Genomic DNA, 19,586 nt, shown 5'->3' with positions numbered 1-19,586 from the left:
GCCCTGCTGAAACAGGTTAGTTTTGCAGCAGCTTGTAAATGACTGTCGTCGCTTCTGCACGGGTCGTCTGGGCGGCCGGCACGAATTTGCCGTTTTCGCGGCCTTCCATCAGTCCGGCTCCAATCGCCCGGCTTACTTCGGCTTTTGCCCAAGCGGAGATATCTCCTTCGTCTGCATAACCGTCCAGCTTGCCTTCCACCGCCATTACGCCGCCCTTCTTATGTTCGAGCGCCCGCACCAGCAGCACCGCCATCTGTTCGCGGGTAATCCGCGCATCCGGCGCAAACCGCGTGCTGTCCGTTCCCTGCACGAGACCGGCTTGAACCGCCGAGGCTACCGCGCTATGGTACCACGCATTCGCTTCCACGTCGCTGTACGCCAGCGGCTTGTCGGCCGAGGCTTGCAGCAATCCGAGGGCACGCACGAGCAGCGCAACGAACTCGGCCCGCGTCACAAGCTGTTCCGGCGCAAATTTGTCGCCCGACACACCTTCGGCAATATGCTTTGCGCTCAGCGCTTGAACGTACCGATGTGCCCAATGTGTCGTCGCTACGTCGGCGTAAGACTTCTTGTATTCGAGCACCGCATACTTCGAGGTATGGCGCAGCGCCACGCGGATGTTACCTTCCGTGCTTGCTTCACCGCCCTCATATTCCCAGCGCTGCTGCTGTTCGTTCAAGTAATACACCCCGACAAGCGGCAGCTCCGTGTCCGTCGTGTTAACATGCAGCGTCAACGTGACCGGTTGATCGAACCCGCTTAAGCGTCGTTCGGTGCCGTCTTTCTCGACGGCGATCAAGACAATATCGTAGAACGAGCCGCCGATGCGGACGGCCGCGCCGGACGCTTGCCCTGCCGCCTGGATAAGCACGTTCTCCGCTGTAGGGTCAACCGGCGTGATCCGGACTTTGATCGTCGCGTCGCTGCCTGCCAGCTTCGCCAGTGCCGAGAGCACGGAAGCCGGGATGTCGACCGATCCGCCAGTGGCGTCGACCTTCAGCGTTTTGTCCGCTTGCTGCAGCAGCTCTCCAACTTCCTTGGGCAGCGTCACCTCGTGCGATTTACCCGTCTCGATCGTCACGCTGGCTGTATCGCCCGCCTTCTTAATGAGCTCCTCGATTTGCTGCTTCGTGAACGTTCCTTCCGGCGTTGATGCAGCTCCGCCGCCCCAACCGAAGCTGGTGCAGCACGCCGATGTGCTGCTGACACTTACCGTAAAAGACGTCTTGGATTCGGCTTTATTCCCCGCCTGATCCTCTGCATTGATCTGCAGCGTATAGCTGCCATTCGCCAAAGAATACGTCGCCGCCGTTACGGTCGAGGTTGCTGCGTCATAGGTCACTTTCAGCGACTGATCGCCGACCTTGATCTTCACGGAATCCGGCTTCACCCCGGAGCCCGCATCTGTGATCTTGGCGGATACCGCCGGAGTGGTGGTCGCAACCGTTACGCCGTTCGCCGGAACGACGTCGGTAATAACAGGAGCCGTTGTATCCGTAGAGGGCGCGGACGATGTTTTTACGGATAATATCGGGCCATCCGTTGTCCAGACGCCTCCCTTCAGCTCCGCTTCGATTTTAAACGTATACGCCGTATCCGGCTGCAGTCCCGCTACCGTCGTAGAGTACACATTGGCCGCGACCGTCTGGACCCGGCTGCCCTTCTGGTAAAGCCCATACCGAACAACCCCGATAGCCGGATTCCAGTTCAGCGCAACCGAGCTTGCGGTCACATTCGACGCGGTCAACGCGCTTCCCTGCGGCCAGCCCGGCGTCTCTTCCTGTCCGACGTTGACCACGAAGCGACTGGATGACTCCTTCCAGTTCCCGGCCAAGTCTGCCGCGCGGATCAACAGCGTATGGTTGCCGTTCGCGAGCCCATAGGCCGCCGCCGTTACGGTATGAGTCGCCCCGCCGTAGGCTGCCTGCAGGCGTTGGTTGTCGACCTTTACCGTCACCGAAGCCGGATCGACGCCTGTCCCGTTATCCGTGATCACTGCGGATATATGCGGATTGGACACTGTCACGGATTGGCCATCCGCCGGAAACACGCCGCTGATGACCGGAGGCGTCGTATCGGTAGCCCCTGCCCCGGTTTTTACCGTCACCGCCGGTCCGTTCTTGGTCCATACGCCCGCAGCCTGACTCGCTTCCACCTTGAATGCATATGTCATATCTTTGGCCAGTCCCGTCACATCCAGCGAGTACACGTTCCCGGCCACGGTCTGCAGCTCCGCACCGTTCCGATACACGCGGTAAGCTGCGGTTCCGGCGCCCGCCGGCGACCATGTCAGCTTCAGCCCGTTGTCCGTCACCCCCGTCGCCGTCAAAGCGCTGCCTCTTGGCCACAAGTACGACGGCTGTGCGGCCTTCCAAAACTCTTGTGCAATCACCCGGTATCCTTCCACGCTCGGATGAATATCCGCAGTCGGCAAGTAGGCGCCATAGTCCGTCGCAATGGCGTCTTTCGTCGGCACGAACACCACGCCTGCCTGCCGCGCCACACCCGCAATAGCTCCGTTGAACACATCCAGCGCTTTCAGCAAAGCCACTTTTTTCTCGGGCGGCAGCGACGCGTTATGGAATGCATTATAATAGCCCATCAAGTATACGGATGCCGCAGGATTAAGCTGTCTGATCTCTGCCAGGATAGCTGCCAGATTCCCCGACACCTGCCCGAAGAGCGTCTGCATCTGCTCCTCCGTTAACGTATACCCGTTTGCCTCCAGCGCCTGAATCAGATCGTTGGCTCCGGCATCCAGCGTGATGACGCCCGCCCGGCGGATATTCGCTTTCAGACCGATCCCGGCGCCGTCCTTGATGACATTTTGGCGAATGTCGGCCAGAACCTGAGCGCTTGTGTAGCCTGGCACCGCATAATTTTTCACGAATTCGTTCAAATAGCCGGTTTCCCGCAGGTTCTCCACAAAGAAGTCCGCGTAGCCCAGGCCGATGGTCCGTGTCGGTGAAAAGCCCGCAGCAAGCGAATCGCCTAGCGCCAAATACGTCACGCCATCCGCATCGTTCTTCACTGCAACACGAATCGTTCCCGTCCACGTCGGCATCCGGTTGCCTGCTTTGTCCGCCGCGTCGATCGTTAGCGGCAGCGCCCCGTTCGGAACGTTCCCCGTCAGCGCCACTATCGTTGAAGCGGTCGGCACATACTGCGCCGGAACCGGCTTCCCGGCTAGCTTTACGGCAACCGACGTCGGATCGACGCCGGACTCATCATCGACTACCGTCGCAATAATGTTCGGCGATGACGTGTATACCGTCTGACCATTATGCGGACTCACCGCGACGACCGCCGGTGGCGTCGTATCCTTCACCGGCCCTGGCTTCGTCGTGACGTCCGCGGCCGGTCCCGTTGTGCTCCAGTTGCCTGCCTCATTCCCTGCTTCCACCTTGAACCGGTACGCCGTCGCCGGCGTCAGCCCGGCAACGTCATACGTCGTCCCTGTGACGGTTGCGATTAAATCCGCGCCTTTATACAGCTTGTAGCCTGCCACTGCCGTATCGCCCTCCGCGGCGTTCCAAGACAAGCGGACACTGCTTGACGTCACCTCCGCGGCATCCAAGCGGCTTGCCTCCGGCCAAGTCGGCGGAGTTGTGCCTGCGGCTCCCGTACGGACGGCGAATAGCGTACCATTAATCGTCCCGATCCACTTTCCCTGCAACCACAACGGTTTTAACAGTTTTGACGAGATGTACACGTAGTCGCCCCGGCCGGTAGAGGGATTTTCGCTCAGGTACAGTTTACCTTTAAAGAAAGTGGGGTAATTATTGAAAACAACGTCACCGCGATTCGTCAGCGAAACAATACTGCTATCGGAACTGAGATCGGATACTTGCTGCTTCGTGCCGTCCGGGGCTTGAACCCAGATTTGTCGAATCCGATTCGATCCTTCCTTCGCAAAAGCGACCCATCCTTGATTGATCTGATAGTCGGTGCCTGCTGTCGTCATTTTGTCGAACGTACTCAAGGTCTGTGATCCTGACGGACCCAGAACGATGATGGATTCGGCTTGCTTCATTGGATTTGGGTCCAATCGATGAGCATATACAATCGAGCTTCCGTCGGTTAGCGGATTAATGTTGCTGTTAACCGTATCATTTGTAATTTGAGTTAGTGCACCTTGGCTCCACTTATAAATATTGTGAGTGCCTTGATTCATGCTAGACGTTGCCGAGAAAACGACCTCTCCGTTAGCCGTTACATCCATGCCGGCAAAGCGCCCCTTCGGAAATACTTCCCGGTTCGTTCCGGACGCCAGATCCCGGAGTACAAGCGTGTATCCGTCACCTACGTAATTCCCTAAAGCATTATCGAATAAGGCATAATCTCCTTTAACCTTGAAATTACCGATAGAACCCGGTCTGCCCAGTACAAGCAGTTGTCCGTCTCGCCATTCCACCACGCTGCTCTCATGATTATTCACGTCTTCCGAAATAAAGATAGCGCCATGAGGGGTTAAATAACCTGGGGAGCCGCTATTAGGGGCTTGATCGGGCAAGGCAGGAACGGACGTCACTTGACCCGTCAGCCGATTCTTGATTTCCAGTCTTACGTAATCCGTAAAAGGTCTATCCTTATCCGGCTTGGCGTACAAGATACGATCCGGACTAATATCCAGAATCGCTTCTCCTTCAACCGCATCCATCCGGGAGAGCTTGTCGCTGGAATCGATACTGATATCCCGCTGCGTTACGCCCTCCTGCCCTTTGGAGTCTTTTGCGGTAAAAACCAGCCGGACCGTCCCCCCGTCCCATGAAGCCAAAGAAACTTCCTCATCAATCCGATCCACACCGCTAAGGCTTTGACCTAAATCCCCAATCTTAACCGTTAGCGACGTGCAGCCGATTGCGACATCGTCGTCCGTACAAGAAGCTTGGATCCGCAGCTTGGGCGTCGCCACCGCTTTGTTCGCCGGGCTGGCAATTTGGATAACGGGCTTCTCGTCGTAAATCACTTGAAAGCTCTTCGTATCCCTATTCCCCCTGGAATCGACGGCGGTTATCTTAACTGTTTTTTCGCCTTTGGACAGACCCGCGATTCGAAGCTGGCCGGTCCAATAGTAGCATGCCAACCGAGTGCAGAAAGGATAATCCAGTTTGGTCAAATCCACCCTGGCCGTTTCGACCTCGGCGTAAAGCTGCTTAACGTCATACGTGCTGTCCACATTGGCCGCTACGCGAAATTCGTTCCCGACAAGCACCTTGCTCTCCGGATAATACCCGGTAATGCGGATCGGAGAAGAATCCGCCGCTGCGGCCGATCCCGAGAATGGCAAGTAGGCCGGATGAGGAACAAGTAAAATAATGAACAACATGACAGCGATAAAACGGCGAACCTTTAAGGACATAGCCAATATAGGCACCTCCAAAGTTAAGATACATTTTGTATCTGTTTAGCTATTTTACTCGCAAAGCATTGCAAAATCGAGTACCTTTAAGCAGTTTTTAGAAAAAAATCTCCATGAAAGATACGAAATGTAACAAAACTCACAAAACAGAAGGATAACGCCCCTTCCTTCTTTTCATGAAACGCAAAAAAAAGACCTTCCTGCACCGGAAGGTCGCAAAGTTGCGGAGGACCGCAAACAATCAAGCTTTATTTTCATGCCGCCGCACGAGCAGCAAATAGCACAGCACCGAGCTGACATCGGCTGCGGCGATGACGATCCCCATCGGCACGGCGGTCTGATTGCCGGCGATACCGACCAGCGGCGCCACAATCCCGCCGAAGATGAACGACAGTACGCCGAGCAGAGCCGAGGCGCTTCCCGCCGCTTCGCTCTGATTGCGCATCGCCAGCGAGAAACCGGCCGTTGACACGATCCCGACGCTGGATACGACGAAGAATAAAGGCACCAAAATCGCATAGAGCCCGGCTCCCGATACGATCGCAAGCAGCAGTGCTACACCGGCGACCGAAGCGAGCCCCAGCCCGCTGACCAGCAGCCGCTTGTCGCTGACCCGTCCGGCCAGCCGGCCCGTGACCTGCCCTGCAAGAATGATGCCGAGGCCGTTAATCGCGAAGCAGACACTAAACCCTTGCGGCGATACGCCGAAAATATCCTGAAGCACGAAGGGCGAGCCCGAAATGTAGGCGAACATGGCGGCGATGACGAAGCCCTGCGCCAGGGCATAGCCCATAAACGTCCGGTCGCTCAGGAGACGCCGGAACGTTGTCAGCGTATTCCCCAGGCCTCCCTTGGACCGACGCTCCTGCGGCAGCGTCTCCGGCAGGGCCAGCACGACCGCGATCAGCATCAGGACGCCAATCAGGCCAAGCACGACAAACACACCGCGCCAAGAGGTGACTTCCAGCAGCTGCCCGCCCACGATGGGCGCAAGAATCGGCGCCGCCCCGTTTACCAGCATCAGCAGCGAGAAAAACTTCGTCAGCTCCGTTCCCGAGTACATATCCCGCACGATGGCCCGCGAAATGACGATTCCTGCGGAGCCCGCCATCCCTTGGATAAAGCGCAGCAATACCAGCAGCTCTGCGGATGGCGCAACAGCGCAGAGCACCGAAGATACGCCGTAGAGGATCAGCCCGATCAGCAGCGGCACCCGTCGGCCGCGCACGTCGCTGACCGGCCCGGCATACAGCTGGCCGAGAGCGAGCCCGAGCAGACAAGCCGTCAGGCTAAGCTGGGCCATCGACGTGCTGCTGCTCAGCTCGTCCGCCAGCTTCGGCAATGCGGGCAAATACATATCGAGCGACAGCGGCCCGAAAGCGGACAACGAGCCTAAGATGAACACCATCCATATCCGGCGCGACGGCACGGAGCCTTGGGCCGAAGCTTCGATCCGGCTCATGATCTCAAGCCTCCAGATTCCGTTATGGATGCGTTCAGGGCTTTATTCCAAATATCTTTCATTGTCCATTCCTCCTATCCTGTAACAATTATAGTTACAAGATGAAATGAAAGTCAACGAAAAGATAGCTCAACTGCAACTCCGTGGCCCCAGATATAGGCTCAATCATTTGAGCTATCGGGAATGAGTAGCCTGATTTTGGTTGTTTTCATCAGAAAAACCGGCTCTTCCAACGTCCAGACGAGGTCATACTTCCCTTCTTTAAGTTCTCGTGGAAGCGGAAAAGCGAATGATGTCCATCCGTCCGATAATTTTTGCTCTAGCAAGATCTTCTTAGGTAATGAATCTACCGATTTCAGTTAAGACTTGAAGTTAAATTTATGGTACATCATGCATAAACTGTAATTAATACCACAAATGAGGTATATTTTATTATTTTTGATTAATAATTTTACCTTTTAATTTAAAATTTGGTATATTTATCATTGTGAAAGAGGGTTAATTTCTTGGCATGAGGAAGGGGATGAATTCGTGATGATCTTTCCAAAAGTACAGCAGAATAGAAACGGAGCAGTCGCAGGTATAGCCAGTTTGGAGTATGATGTCTTAAAGCAATGGGAAGAGCGAATAAGGTCCGTTGGTTTATGTCGCGATAAGCAGATTTTCCCTCGCATCTCTTCTACAAGATTACAAGAAAAGATTGCACAGCAATCGACGCTGATCCAAGTGTTGTCAAATGAAATCAAAGCCATCGAAGAGACCTTGCAGGCCGCGCATTTTTTTATTATTGTCGATACCTCCGGGGTAATCCTGAAGCTTCAAGGGAATGACGATATTCTGCAGAGGATAGACATGCTGAACATCGGACCCGGGACGTCGGTTATGGTTGAACATTCAGGGTATAACGCCATTGCGGTGACTATGGAGACAGGAATGATCGCTCTGGTTCAGGGCATGGAACATACACTTAACCTATTTCACTCTTGGAATTGCATTTGTGCTCCGATAAGAGTGAAAGGCACGATCCAAGCCTACGTGAATTTAACTTTCCCGGTCGAGATCGACCCGACGTTTGCAGTCCCTTTATTGCAGCATATCGCAAGAATGACAGAAAAACGGCTTCAAACGGATGGAATAAATACGGGACACGAAATCGTATATAAGACATTTGAAACCTATCAACTAACCGGACGCCAGAAAGAAGTAGCCTATGCTTGGCTTCAAGGGTATACTTATACCCAAATTGCACAGTCTCTTTATATATCGATACACACCGTACGAACCATCTTGAAGACCGTATATGATAAGACAGGGGTAAACAGTAAGTCGGCTTTCATCCGAAAGTTTACGTAATATCAATACGGCATATCGATGTAATCATCACCAATTTCCTTTTTTGCTTCGTCATAGTCTATATCCCATTTTTTCTATTTAAATACAAGGATTTGAAATATCAAAAACGTCTTCAAGCGCAAGAAAGCAGGCCCCTTTACGTTCCAAGGTTCCTGCTTCCTTTGCATCATCAAGTGTCGCCCTAACCGCCGAGCTCAATCGTATAATAATCGTTCGCGTTCAGCGCCCGGAAGCCGCACGACTCGTACAGTCCGAGCGCCCGGGGATTGTCCGCCGCAACCTCCAGCTCGAAGCGGACCGTCCCGCCTTCCCGGTATATGCGCTCCATCGTCCGGGCCAAAATTTCCCGTCCGCACCCGCGTCCCCGGTACTCCGTTAATACGCAGAAACCGAAAATAAAGGCGCCGCCTTCATCCACACGTACAGCCAGCTTGCCGATCGGCTTGCCGCCCAGCTCCGCGACATACGTGTTCTCCTTCCCGTCGGCTACGGTTTTCTCCGCGAATTCTTTGGCATCCTCGTACGACATATCGAACCCCTGCTGGTTGAGCTCCGTCAGTACTTCGACATCATCCGCCGTCGCCAAGCGGAGCTCCAGAGCTTCCGCTTGCCGCGTATCCGGAACTTGCGGCGGTTGCCTGTCCGGCACCCGCATCTCCATCCAATGCTCGGAGAAGGAATAGACCGCTCCCCGGGCCTGCAGGAACGCTTTGCCCGAAACCGAGCGCTCCTGACATATAAAGATCAGCTTCGGAATCCCGCGGCGCCTGCATTCTTCGGTCGCCGCATCGGCCAGTTGGGTGAACACGCCCTTCCGCCGGTGCTGCGGATGCACCATGCCGCTGATCTCCGCTTCCGTCGACCGGAAGGAGTAGATCCCCAGAAACCCGATAAGCTCTTCCCCTTCATACATCAAAAAGTCGTCCGTCACCCCGGCCGGCCGTTCGGAAAGCATTTCCCAGTTCAGCTTCAGCGTAATGCCGTCCTCCGCGTTGCACAGGTCTGCGAGTGCCCGAATATCGCTCAACTCTTGCTCCGAGAGTCCTTGTTTCCCGATCAATTTCAATCTGTTTCCTCCACTTCATTACCATATTAATCTTTAGTATACCGTCGTGGAGTAGGTTCCGGTGGATAATGATTGGTTTACAATCATTTTTTCCCGAAGCATCCCGCCAACATGCGCCTATAACAGCAGCTCCAGCCACTCGTCCTTGGTCACCTGTCCGAAGTAGTGCTGCAAATTCACATCGTCCAGTATCCCGGCCAGCGCAGCCGTATCGTAACGGACGCCTTGCAGCTTGGCGGCGAACTCGGACGCATCCCCCTGGCCGAAAAAATCGCCATATACTGCGGCCTCACGGATCACTCCCGCTTCCACGTACAGCCGGACGTCGAACGTGCCGGCAGACAGGCGCTTCACGCGGTGAACGTTGAACGCCGGGGACTTGCCGTAGTTCCAGTCCCAGCTCCGGTACCGTTCGTCCGCGAGCTGCCGCACCGCATCCCAATCGGCTGGGCTCAGCTCAACCCGCTGAACCTCCGATCCTTCGAAGATCGAGTCCAGCAGATGCTGCCTGAACGACTCAATCGTCATCGGCCCGCTCAAAAATTCCGTAATATTCGCCACCCGGCTGCGGACCGACTTCACGCCCTTCGACTTGAACTTCTCCGGATTGACATTCAGCGCGGACGCGACATGGTCCATCTGCGAATCGAACAGCAGCGTGCCATGGGTAAACATCCGCCCTTTGGTGGCAAACTGCGCATTGCCGGATATTTTCCGCTCCCCGACTTGAATATCGTTGCGCCCCGTCAGCTCCGCCTCGACGCCAAGCCGATGCAGCGCCCGGATCACCGGCTCGGTAAACTTGCGATAATTATGGAAGGACTTGCCATCATCCTTCGTAATAAAGCTGAAATTAAGGTTGCCGAGATCGTGGTATACCGCCCCGCCACCGGAAAGACGACGCACGACATGAATGCCGCGTCCCTCGACGTACTCGCGATTAATCTCTTCCGCCGTGTTCTGGTTTTTCCCGATAATGATCGACGGCTCATTGATATAAAACAACAAATAATCATGGTCCGCCGGAAGCTGCTTCAGAGCATATTCCTCCAGCGCCAGGTTTAATGCGGGATCGGTAATGCCGTTATTGTCAATGAAAAGCATGGGCTTCTCCCCCTTCTCCTGTTCGAACGGACAAGCTCCCGTTCCAGCTCTATTATAGCAAGGGCCGCAGCCCGGATCGAGCGTCTTGTCCGCCGCAGTCGTGCATGAAAATAACGGCGCAGGAAACCCTAGACCAGACGTCCCTGAACGGACAGGGATCGAAGCTTGTTGATGGCCAGGATTCCCCGGCCGACAAGCTCAAGCATTCTTCCAAAGGAGCTCGCCAGATGAACAAAACATTCGTATGTGTCGCCCTTCTCCTTGCCGTATCGCTGTCTGCTTGTAATCAGCCTGCCAAAACGCCGCCGCCTGCGAATCAAGGAGCCGCAACCCCCGCCCCGGGAGGCGGAACCGCTACCGTGGATGCCCAAGCGATCTATAAGCAAAATTGCATCAGCTGTCACGGTGCCAATTTTGAAGGCGGGGTCGGCCCGAACCTGACGAAGGTAGGCGGCAAGTACTCCAAGGACCAGATCGCGACAATTGTTGCGAATGGCAGAGGAGGAATGCCTTCATTCAAGGGCAGACTGTCCGATGCCGATACCAGCGCCATCAGCGACTGGCTTGCCGCTAAGAAATAAGGGCCTCTCTGCGCGAAAATCCCCTGAACCGCACGTTGTCTAACGATGCTGCGGCTTTCAGGGGATTTTTTATGTAAAATCGTTCCATTCCTTTTCTTGGGCGTTTCTGCTATTCTGTTATTCGATCGGGCTTCCGGCCCATCCGCGGTTCGAGACCATCCCGCGTTATCAAAACTAAGGGGGAAACGGTACGTGTTTAATTTGGCATGGGGAATTTTGTTTGTTGTCGTGAATTTTGCTTTGTTTCTGCTTTGCTATCGATTGTTCGGGAAGAAAGGACTGTACGCTTGGATCGGCTTCGCCACCGTGCTGGCCAACATCCAAGTCGTCAAAACGATCGAGCTGCTCGGCATCGTGATGACGCTCGGCAACACCGTCTACACGTCGATCTACATGTCAACGGACCTGCTCAACGAGAAGTATGGGACGAAGGAAGCCAAGCAGGCGGTATGGTTTGGCTTTTTCAGCTTGGTCGCTTCGACAGTCATCATGCAGATGGCGCTCGTGTTCACGCCGCAGGAAAGCGACATCGCACAGAGCTCGCTCGAGACGATATTCGGTTTAATGCCGCGACTGGCCGCGGCTAGTCTATGCGCTTATTTTATCAGCCAGTTCCTCGACGTGAGGGTGTACAGCTATCTGAAGAAACGGTTTCCCGTATACAACCAGTTCTGGATTCGGACGAACGGCAGCACGGGGCTCAGCCAGCTTGTGGACTCGCTGGTCTTCTGCACCATCGCTTTTGTCGGGGTGTATACGCTGGATGTCTGGCTGCAAATTTTGCTGACGACCTACTTATTCAAGTTCGTCATCTCCGCCGCTTCGACGCCGGTGCTCTACATCGCCCGCAGCTTCCGTATCAAGGAAGACGGGGCTTGATCGTTATAAAGGCGCTTCCGTTCGCATATGCGGCGGGAGCGCCTTTGTTGTTTAAGGGGCCACGTTATGCCCCATCGGCATGCGATACCTGCAACCGATGCGATAGGAAATGCTTCTCCCTTCGGATTTACCAATCGGACCACGGAGTATACTCTACAAAATGGGATTTTTTTGACCGATTATTTGCATCGCGCTCCACACTGGAACGAATTTCACCAAATGTGATTAATTTACCACTTCTGGACGCCAGCCCACGGCGCACTGTAGTGAAACTTTAATAAGCGGAGAAAAACCACCGAAGGCCGGTCAAGCGAATCGGCGGTTTTTCTCCGCTTACGTTTTAGCCATGAACACTTAGCTAACAGGACATTTTTCGCCAAAATTAGTCCGCCATGTGAAAGTACACCCTCTTTTGCGAGTCTCCCGCGCTCCCCGTCTCTTCAAAAAAACTTTATATCCAATCCCTGAATCCTGACATCCAGTTGTCAGTTAGGCTAAGGTATAGTATGTATATAAAGCTTAAAACATTTCATATCGGAGGTAGACATCAACTCATGGGCAAATCAACCAACAAAACCGGGATGGTCCTAGCGGGGCTGCTTCTTGCGATCCTGATGGCCTCGATGGACAATACCATCATGGCGACCGCGATCGGAACGATCGTCGGCGAACTCGGCGGACTCGATAAATTCGTCTGGGCGACCTCCGCTTACATGGTCGCGGAAATGGCAGGGATGCCGATCTTCGGCAAGCTATCCGATATGTATGGACGCAAACGATTTTTCGTCTTCGGGATCATCGTCTTCATGCTCGGCTCCGTTCTCTGCGGAACGGCGACTTCGATCGTACAATTAAGCATCTACCGCGCGATTCAAGGCATTGGCGGCGGGGCGTTGGTGCCGATTGCGTTTACGATCATGTTCGACACCGTCACACCGGAGAACCGTGGGAAGCTCGGCGGACTGTTCGGCGCGGTATTCGGCATGTCCAGTATTTTCGGCCCGCTGCTCGGGGCTTACATCACGGATTACATCCACTGGAGCTGGATTTTCTATATCAACCTGCCGCTTGGCTTCATCTCGCTCGTCATGATTGCGCTCTTCTATAAAGAGTCGCCGGTTCATTCGAAGCAGCGGATCGACTGGTGGGGCGCCATGACGCTGGTCGGAGCCGTCGTCTGCCTCATGTTCGCGATGGAGCTCGGCGGTAAGCAGTATGCCTGGGGCTCGGTTCAAATCTTGGGCTTATTCGCCGGATTCGCAGTCCTTACCCTGCTGTTCCTGTTCGTGGAAAAGCGCGCCGAAGAGCCGATCATTTCGTTCAGCATGTTCCGGAACCGTCTGTACGCCTCAAGCAATGCCGTTGGGATCTTGAGCGGGGCGGCGTTCATTACGGCCTCCGTGTACATTCCGATCTTCATTCAAGGCGTGCTTGGCGGAACGGCCACCAATTCCGGCCTCATGCTGCTGCCGATGATGCTCAGCTCGGTCGTTACGGCGACCTTGGGCGGTTTCTTGATGACGAAGATGCCGTTCCGGTCGATCATGATTCCGACGCTGGCTCTGCTTGTGCTGGGTCTCGCCCTTCTCACGACCTTGACGCCGGAATCGTCGCGTTTTATCGTCACGCTGTACATGATCTTGACGGGCCTTGGCATCGGAGCTTCCTTCTCCGTGCTTAGCAACGCGGCGATCCATTCTTTCCCGGCCAGCCAGCGTGGAGCGGCGACGTCTACGCTCAATTTCCTTCGCTCGCTCGGCATGACGCTTGGCATCACGCTATTCGGCATCGTCCAAAGCCATGCGCTGACCCGAAAGCTGACGGATGCCTTTGCAGGTAGCGGTCAAGCCGCAGCCCCGAAGGGCATCGACTTCGGCGACCCGCATGCGCTGCTCGATCCGGCCACCCGGGCCCAGATCCCTCCGCAAGCGCTGGGCACGATCGCGGAAGGGCTGTCGTCCTCCGTCGTTCTGACGTTTGCATGGAGCCTGATTCCGGCAGGCTTGGCGCTGGTTGCAGCTTTCGCGATGAGCAAGGAGAAGCTAGACCCTGCGGCCGAAGCAGCGGCTTCCCACTGATATGCGCAAGAAGCCTGTGTCCCCCTCGTGGAGGCACAGGCTTCTTTCCGCTTACGCCAACGCTTGTCCCAGACGGTTCACCTTCACCAGCCAATGCTCCCGCTCCGGGTCCGTCAACTTGCCGACTTGCCCGATGGAGGTGACCTTGACGGGCCGGATGCCGCAGAACTGCAGCGTGGACACCTTCATCATCCGATGGCCCGGTTGGCCCTGCACGAGCCGGTAATACCAGAGCGGCGAATCCATCGTCACGATCAGCCTCGCCGTCCTGCCTTTGAGTAGCTGATCGGGCAGCGAGGAGCCTTTCTTGTATTTAAAAGCGTAGCCCGGCAGGAAGACGCGGTCGAGAAAGCCCTTGAGCAGCGCAGGCGGACCGCCCCACCAGATCGGATACGTAAAGACCAGATGCTCCGCCCACCGAATCGATTCCTGCGCCTTGACCAGATCGTCCTCCAATGGAAGCTTATTTTTGTAACCGCCCGACAGATTCGGGTTAAAATCCAGCTCCGCCAGACGAATCATCCGAACCTCGGCCCCGGCAGCCGCGGCTCCCTCCGCATAGGAATCTCCAAGCGCCCATCCATAGCTGTGCTCTACCGGATTTCCTTGCACGATCAAAACTTTTTTCATGACTGAATCCGCTCCTTTTAGTTAGCATTCACTAACTTTGTATGCAAAAAGAAAAGGTCAAAGCTGACCTAATAAATGGGAAAACCTCTGTTTCACTTCCGCTGCCAGCGGCTCCAGGCGGGCCGGTAGCTCCCCGTGCAGGCTGGAGAGCGCCATCTGATTGAATGCGCCGATAATCAGCACGGCGGACAACCGGGCGTCCTGCTCTGGAAGCTCTCCGCGCTCGATGCCCTGCTCGATGAAAGCAATGAGGGCGTCGGATAGCTGTCTCTCCCCGCTGCGGCTGGCTTCCACGAAAATTTCGTGCTGCTGGGCAAGCAGCAGCATGCCGTACTGCTCCTCATCATGCATGCGCAGCACTTCGTCGATCAAGCGGTGGAACCGGCTGCGAAACGTCCCCGGCTGCCCGGTCATATAGTCGATCAAGCGCGTATAGCTGCCGCAGTAATGGGAGAACGCTTCGAGCGCCATTGCCTGCTTGCTTTTAAAATGCTTGTAAATGGCGGCATCGGTGACGCCCGCCGCCTCCCCGATCTCTTTGACGGAAATGCCGTCGATCCCTTTGGTGGCGAACAGACGCATGGCCGCCTGCAAAATATCCTTTTTCTTGCTATCGATATGCGGCTTTTTCATAATGACCATATTGTAAGTGAACGCTAACCAAAATGCAAGAACAACAATGGATCGATATCCCAACGGGATTGCCAATCTGCAATAAACCAAGAAGGCATGCGGGTCACCCGCCCGACATTCCGATGATACAAAATGAAACACTGCATTTTCCGTCGAAGCTATAGATTCGTCTTTGCACTTCTCCTTAAATTTTCTTAATCTTCCTTAAATTCCATTTGACAAATGATACAATTGGTATCTCAGCAAATAAAACGAACAGCAAACGGAGGAGAGATCATTCAATGAAAGCACCACTTCGCTTAACCATGGCTCTGATCGTAGCCGCAACCTCGCTGACCGCCCCGCTCTTAGCCCAGCCGGCCAACGCCGAAGCCGCTCCCTCGATCAAAATCGAATCAGTCGAGGCAGAAACAGCGGAAGCGGCAGGAACGGGTACCGTCATTTCCAACCACATTTTCAATAACACAACATGGACGAAAAGCGAAAGTCCCTACATCGTTACGATCGACGCGATCGTCCAACCCGGCGTTTCCTTAACGATTGAACCGGGCGTCGAAGTCAAATTCCGCAGCGGCGCCGGACTAAATGTGCAGGGGCAGCTGCGGGCGGTCGGAACTTCCGAAGAACCCATTCGGCTTACGGCTGACGACACGGCGCCGGATAACAAGAAGTGGAAAGGCATCGTTTTGGCAAAAGACGTTGGTAAGCTGGAAGTGAGGCATGCCGAATTTTTCAAGGCCGAAACTGCGCTGATAGGAGACGAAAGGAGCAGCCCCCAAGCTCCGACCGCCGTGCTGGACCATGTCCGCTTCCACGATAATGACAAAGCCATTGATGCGGGGGGCCATCCTTTGACCCTTACGAATTCCCTCTCCGAACGCAATGATGTCATCGGATCACGCCTCATCATCCTGGACAGTCAGTTTACGGATTCGACCGTCGGCACTGCTCCCTATAGCTCCGACCCGAGCAATAAAGTGGTGCGGAGCCTCTTTTCCAATTCGCCGTATTTTAATGCTGGCGAGCTGTACGGCACGACCCATACCGGGGGAAGGTGCGCGCTGACATCGGAAAGGGACCCTGGCGGGAAAGTAAAAGCAAGATACGCGAAATTCAGCGGGTTCGGTCGGGTTACTTGTTTCGACCAAGAAGGTAAGCCTGGTCTCGACATGCAATACAACGAATTCCTGAACAACGGAACGGTTCTCTCTTTCTACTATTCCGTCAGCGGTGTGACCTATAACAATTTTATCAATAATAAGTTCTTGGTGAATGTTCCCTGGGGCGGAGACGTTTCCCGTAACTATTGGGGAACTGTGAACGAAGCGGAAATCGAGGCCAAGATGGAAGCAGGTTACTATGGCCGGACCATAAATTTCCTTCCATACCTAACCGAACCGGCGAATCTGTCCAACGCCGCACCCGCTTGGCCGGCCGGAAGCTCGCTTAAAGTGACGGCGGACCCCGGCGATCCGACCAGCGTCAGCCTGAGCTGGCCTGAAGCCGCCGATGAGCAGGGCGTTGTGCTGTACGCCGTTTACGGAAACGGCGAGCTGCTTCAGCCGCTAACCGGCACGTCGTATGCCGCGAAAAATTTAATACCGGGCACGACCTACACGTTCAAGGTCGACGCGATCGACACGGCGGGACAGTCGGCCCAAGCCCCTTTGACGGCCACCTATACAGTCCCAGGCAACGGGATTCCAGTCACGGGAATTTCGCTTGATAAACCGACGCTTAGCTTAACGACAACCGCTCCGGGGAATGAAGCGTCTTTGAAGGCGACGGTCGAACCGAAAAATGCGGATAATCAGCAAGTTGATTGGGCGACCAGCGATCCGTTCATCGCCTCCATCACCTATACTCCCGGCGCCCAACAAGCCAAAGTCACCGCCCTGTCACCCGGCACTGCCGTGATTACAGTCCGCACCCAGGACGGAGGCTATACCGCAACCAGTACGGTAACGGTAAGCGGAACAGCGGCATCCGACGCCCAATTGGCTCTCGGAACGAAACGGGATATCATTCAAACGGGAGAAAACCTGGATCTTACCGTCTATACCGGAACGGCAGATACGTATGTCTTTGATCTGAAGCTGCAGTATGACCCGGCAAAATTCGAGCTGACCAATGCCGTTCTTGACGAAAACTTCGGAAAAGCAAACGATAACGCTTATCTGGATAAAAATGAAGCGGAAGGAAAAATTGCCTTGGTCGGTTCGCGCATCAAACAGAGTGCAGGAGTTCCTGCAGGAAGCGGCATTCTCAAATTGAGCTTTAAGGCAAAGGAACAAACGGGAACTGCCGCGTTTAGCTTGAAGCAGGGCGGGAATTTATCGACGAGCGCAGACAAGCTTTTCGTTTTGAAGGAAGATGTCGTCAAGAAAGTGACCGTGAACAAGAACACATCCAACGCGGATGTAAACGGCGACGGCAAAGTAGCTTCCGACGATCTGCTGCTCGTGATCCGCACGCTGGGCACAGCGGTCGGACAGCCGGGCTACAATCCTGCCGCCGACGTTAATAAAGACGGCGTCGTCGACCAAAACGACGTATCGTTCGTCACCCAAAAGCTGTTGGGACAATAAGGATGCGGCTCCCGTCCTCCTAACGCAAACAAAACAAAAAAGGCACCCGGCGGGTGCCTTTTTGGCATACATGCTAATGATCGTATTAATAAGCGAGTGTAAACAGCCCGTTGATATGAGTCAAATAGCGCATGTTGCTTGCTTCTTTCATCAGCGAAGCCGGAAGGCCTTTGAGGCGCGTTTGGTTTCCGCCAACCGTGCCGATCGCGTCTTTGCGGCCAAGGCTCGCCAGTGTACCGGAGAATACCGGCGTGAACGTATCCATCGGCGCGTTGTTGAAGTAAGCGAAAATGTTATGTCCGATCGTCTCGCCCATTTGCCAAGCCAACTGCGCCGTCGGCGGGTAAGGACGTCCTTCGTTGCCCATAACGACCGCGCTGTCGCCGGCGAGGAAGATGTCTTTATGGGACGTGGATTGCAAGCCTTCCGTTACCGTTGCACGGCCGCGGTTGACTTCGATACCGCAGTTGGCCACGACGGAGTTGCCTTGTACGCCGCCGGTCCATACGAGCGTGTTCGTCTCGATGGAGCTGCCGTCCTTCAGGAATACCATATTCTCCTGCATTTCCGTAATCGCAACGCCGGTCAGGAACTTCACGCCGCGCTTCTCGAGGCTCGATTGCGCACGCTCGACAAGCTCTTGTGCGAAGCCAGCCAGAATGGACGGACCCGCTTCCACGGTATAAAGAGAAATATCGTTAAAATCGACGCCTTTGCTGCGGCAAAGCTTGGGCAGCATGTCCGCAAATTCGCCGACAAGCTCGATGCCGGTCAAGCCGCCGCCGCCGACAACGAATGTCGCATCGGCTTTGTTTTTCGTGCGGCTGTACTCGTCGATTCGAGCTTCCACATGCGCGCGAAGGCGGTTGGCGTCGTTCACGGATTTCAGAACGAAGCTGTGCTCCTTCAGACCCGGAATGCCGAAGAACGCCGTTTCGCTGCCGAGAGCAATAACGAGCACATCGTAATCGTACGTTTTGCCGCTGACCATCAGAACTTCTTTCTGGTCCGGGCGAATCTCCTCGACCGTATCGATCTGAAGATTGACATTTTTGCCGCGCAAGAGCTTTTCCAACGGCAGCGCAACCGCTTTTTCCGTCAGGTTGCCCACAGCCAGCCGGTGCAGCTCCGTAATAATCTGATGCGTCGGATAACGATTGACGACCGTAATCGTCGCTTCTTCCGCCGTCATGTATTTCCGGGCCGTCAGGGCGCTCAGCAATCCGCCGTAGCCGCCGCCTAGTATCAAAATTTGCTTAGCCATCCTGTTCATCCGCTCCTTGATTCAGCTTTCCTATATTATTGACGCTGCTGCTGGCGCTCAGCCAAGACATCCAAGAATGCCTGAGAAAAACGGAACATCTTTTGGACTTGCGGGTCTTTCAGCATTTTGAGCAAACCAAACAAACCGATCGTTGTGGATTCGTCCTGCGCACGGTCGTTCGCTTCGATTGCCGCGGACGCCAGACCTTTGGCTTTGTCCTGAATCGGCTTCACGAATTCTTCGACGCCGCCTTTGATGTCCTCGATAAATACGCGGTCCGTGGCTACATTTTGCACCAAATCGTACGTTTTGGTGAGGATGGTCACCATTTCCGCCAGCTTCGGCAAATTCTCGACCAACACCGTTAAAGACTCCTGCACCTCGGGCTTCATCAACTGATCAAGCACATCCAAGGATTCCCGGGTGGGCTCGGCTGCAACTACCGCTTGTTGAGTGGATGCTACTGACATTAGAGAACGTCCTCCTTTACTTTGGAATAGAAGTCCGTTAATTGTGTCGATACCTGGTCAGGCAATGCAAACATCATGTTTTTCTCGAAAATATAGGAAGCGAGAAGAAGCCCGTT

General features: G+C 54.7%; 13 protein-coding genes. 5 read left to right on the top strand and 8 right to left on the bottom strand.

The genetic code is table 11. The features are described 5' to 3' along the window. Nucleotides 1–16: 16 nt before the first annotated feature. Together QMG93_RS04025 and QMG93_RS04020 are read right to left on the bottom strand one after the other, a co-directional pair. A complete protein-coding gene (locus QMG93_RS04025) occupies nucleotides 17–5,362 on the bottom strand; it encodes an S-layer homology domain-containing protein (RefSeq protein ID WP_281934205.1) in 5,346 nt (1,781 codons plus the stop codon). Between the two features lie 241 nt (nucleotides 5,363–5,603). Then, nucleotides 5,604–6,824, bottom strand: a complete 1,221-nt coding sequence (locus tag QMG93_RS04020; RefSeq protein ID WP_281933738.1) for a Bcr/CflA family multidrug efflux MFS transporter — start codon at nucleotides 6,822–6,824, stop codon at nucleotides 5,604–5,606. A 534-nt stretch (nucleotides 6,825–7,358) separates the two neighbouring features. On the opposite strand from QMG93_RS04020, the gene QMG93_RS04015 reads away from it, so the two are divergent. Next, nucleotides 7,359–8,177, top strand: coding sequence for a LuxR C-terminal-related transcriptional regulator (locus QMG93_RS04015; RefSeq protein ID WP_281934202.1), 819 nt, complete (start codon nucleotides 7,359–7,361; stop codon nucleotides 8,175–8,177). Between the two features lie 181 nt (nucleotides 8,178–8,358). Here QMG93_RS04015 and QMG93_RS04010 read toward each other — a convergent pair whose 3' ends face one another. Beyond that, nucleotides 8,359–9,243, bottom strand: coding sequence for a GNAT family N-acetyltransferase (locus QMG93_RS04010; RefSeq protein WP_281933735.1), 885 nt, complete (start codon nucleotides 9,241–9,243; stop codon nucleotides 8,359–8,361). Nucleotides 9,244–9,360: 117 nt separating this feature from the next. Further along, nucleotides 9,361–10,347, bottom strand: coding sequence for a lipoate--protein ligase (locus tag QMG93_RS04005; RefSeq protein ID WP_281933733.1), 987 nt, complete (start codon nucleotides 10,345–10,347; stop codon nucleotides 9,361–9,363). Between the two features lie 227 nt (nucleotides 10,348–10,574). Here QMG93_RS04005 and QMG93_RS04000 point away from each other — a divergent pair, with 227 nt between their 5' ends. From QMG93_RS04000 to QMG93_RS03990, 3 genes are all read left to right on the top strand, one after another. Next, nucleotides 10,575–10,928 carry a c-type cytochrome gene (locus QMG93_RS04000; RefSeq protein WP_281933731.1) on the top strand — a complete coding sequence of 118 codons (354 nt, stop codon included), beginning with the start codon at nucleotides 10,575–10,577 and terminating at the stop codon, nucleotides 10,926–10,928. A gap of 192 nt (nucleotides 10,929–11,120) precedes the next feature. Further along, nucleotides 11,121–11,807 carry a queuosine precursor transporter gene (locus QMG93_RS03995; protein WP_281933729.1) on the top strand — a complete coding sequence of 229 codons (687 nt, stop codon included), beginning with the start codon at nucleotides 11,121–11,123 and terminating at the stop codon, nucleotides 11,805–11,807. A 554-nt stretch (nucleotides 11,808–12,361) separates the two neighbouring features. Continuing rightward, on the top strand, nucleotides 12,362–13,885 hold the full coding sequence (locus QMG93_RS03990; protein WP_281933727.1) for an MDR family MFS transporter: 1,524 nt from the start codon (nucleotides 12,362–12,364) through the stop codon (nucleotides 13,883–13,885). Nucleotides 13,886–13,936: 51 nt separating this feature from the next. On the opposite strand, the gene QMG93_RS03985 is transcribed toward QMG93_RS03990, so the two are convergent. Then, nucleotides 13,937–14,515, bottom strand: a complete 579-nt coding sequence (locus QMG93_RS03985; RefSeq protein WP_281933725.1) for an NAD(P)H-dependent oxidoreductase — start codon at nucleotides 14,513–14,515, stop codon at nucleotides 13,937–13,939. A 57-nt stretch (nucleotides 14,516–14,572) separates the two neighbouring features. Further along, the gene (locus QMG93_RS03980) at nucleotides 14,573–15,157 is read right to left on the bottom strand and encodes a TetR/AcrR family transcriptional regulator (RefSeq protein WP_281933724.1); all 585 of its coding nucleotides are present in this window, start codon (nucleotides 15,155–15,157) and stop codon (nucleotides 14,573–14,575) included. 272 nt (nucleotides 15,158–15,429) lie between these two features. Between QMG93_RS03980 and QMG93_RS03975 the strand changes: the two genes are divergently transcribed. After that, nucleotides 15,430–17,736, top strand: coding sequence for a dockerin type I domain-containing protein (locus QMG93_RS03975; protein ID WP_281933723.1), 2,307 nt, complete (start codon nucleotides 15,430–15,432; stop codon nucleotides 17,734–17,736). An 85-nt stretch (nucleotides 17,737–17,821) separates the two neighbouring features. On the opposite strand, the gene QMG93_RS03970 is transcribed toward QMG93_RS03975, so the two are convergent. Together QMG93_RS03970 and QMG93_RS03965 are read right to left on the bottom strand one after the other, a co-directional pair. Further along, nucleotides 17,822–19,000, bottom strand: a complete 1,179-nt coding sequence (locus tag QMG93_RS03970; protein ID WP_281933721.1) for an NAD(P)/FAD-dependent oxidoreductase — start codon at nucleotides 18,998–19,000, stop codon at nucleotides 17,822–17,824. Between the two features lie 35 nt (nucleotides 19,001–19,035). Further along, on the bottom strand, nucleotides 19,036–19,470 hold the full coding sequence (locus tag QMG93_RS03965; protein WP_063185293.1) for a DUF1641 domain-containing protein: 435 nt from the start codon (nucleotides 19,468–19,470) through the stop codon (nucleotides 19,036–19,038). Nucleotides 19,471–19,586: the final 116 nt, after the last annotated feature.

Source organism: Paenibacillus tyrphae (genome assembly GCF_027925525.1).
GTDB classification, from domain to species: Bacteria; Bacillota; Bacilli; order Paenibacillales; family NBRC-103111; genus Paenibacillus_G; species Paenibacillus_G tyrfis_B.
Note: the sequence above shows the minus strand (reverse complement) of the source record. Positions and strands in the feature narration are given on the sequence as shown.

Excerpts from the sequence above, each read along its gene's own strand:
- QMG93_RS04025 (WP_281934205.1), bottom strand. The coding sequence starts at position 5,362 with ATGTCCTTAAAGGTTCGCCGTTTTATCGCTGTCATGTTGTTCATTATT.
- QMG93_RS04020 (WP_281933738.1), bottom strand. The coding sequence starts at position 6,824 with ATGAGCCGGATCGAAGCTTCGGCCCAAGGCTCCGTGCCGTCGCGCCGG.
- QMG93_RS04015 (WP_281934202.1), top strand. The coding sequence starts at position 7,359 with ATGATCTTTCCAAAAGTACAGCAGAATAGAAACGGAGCAGTCGCAGGT.
- QMG93_RS04005 (WP_281933733.1), bottom strand. The coding sequence starts at position 10,347 with ATGCTTTTCATTGACAATAACGGCATTACCGATCCCGCATTAAACCTG.
- QMG93_RS04000 (WP_281933731.1), top strand. The coding sequence starts at position 10,575 with ATGAACAAAACATTCGTATGTGTCGCCCTTCTCCTTGCCGTATCGCTG.
- QMG93_RS03990 (WP_281933727.1), top strand. The coding sequence starts at position 12,362 with ATGGGCAAATCAACCAACAAAACCGGGATGGTCCTAGCGGGGCTGCTT.
- QMG93_RS03985 (WP_281933725.1), bottom strand. The coding sequence starts at position 14,515 with ATGAAAAAAGTTTTGATCGTGCAAGGAAATCCGGTAGAGCACAGCTAT.
- QMG93_RS03980 (WP_281933724.1), bottom strand. The coding sequence starts at position 15,157 with ATGGTCATTATGAAAAAGCCGCATATCGATAGCAAGAAAAAGGATATT.
- QMG93_RS03975 (WP_281933723.1), top strand. The coding sequence starts at position 15,430 with ATGAAAGCACCACTTCGCTTAACCATGGCTCTGATCGTAGCCGCAACC.
- QMG93_RS03970 (WP_281933721.1), bottom strand. The coding sequence starts at position 19,000 with ATGGCTAAGCAAATTTTGATACTAGGCGGCGGCTACGGCGGATTGCTG.
- QMG93_RS03965 (WP_063185293.1), bottom strand. The coding sequence starts at position 19,470 with ATGTCAGTAGCATCCACTCAACAAGCGGTAGTTGCAGCCGAGCCCACC.